Origin of the sequence: Photorhabdus sp. RM71S (assembly GCF_042879355.1) — a bacterium.
Lineage (GTDB): Bacteria > Pseudomonadota > Gammaproteobacteria > Enterobacterales > Enterobacteriaceae > Photorhabdus > Photorhabdus kayaii.
The window spans coordinates 1-206 of sequence record NZ_JBHFKV010000381.1; the positions used below are offsets into that span (position 1 = coordinate 1).

Sequence of the window (206 nt, forward strand, 5' to 3'; positions counted from 1 at the left end):
AACTGGAAGCAGAAGGAATAACGTTAATCACTCATGTCCGGAGTAACATGAAGGCAAAAGCGTTATCTCTGTGGGATAAGTTGATGTTAAGAAGACGATTTTTGATAGAAAGTGTGCCGCAGGCATACAAACTAGCCGCATAGGGAATGCAGCCAGTATGTAGCATAAGCTCAGGAGGAGATGGTGGTAGGCCCACCGAAGTCCGC

1 protein-coding gene is annotated in these 206 nt (G+C 46.6%); it reads left to right on the forward strand.

The features are described 5' to 3' along the window. The first annotated feature begins 2 nt into the window (after window positions 1-2). Window positions 3-143 carry a transposase gene (locus tag ACGF5R_RS25260; protein WP_387693404.1) on the forward strand — a complete coding sequence of 47 codons (141 nt, stop codon included), beginning with the start codon at window positions 3-5 and terminating at the stop codon, window positions 141-143. The last annotated feature ends 63 nt before the right edge of the window (window positions 144-206 follow it).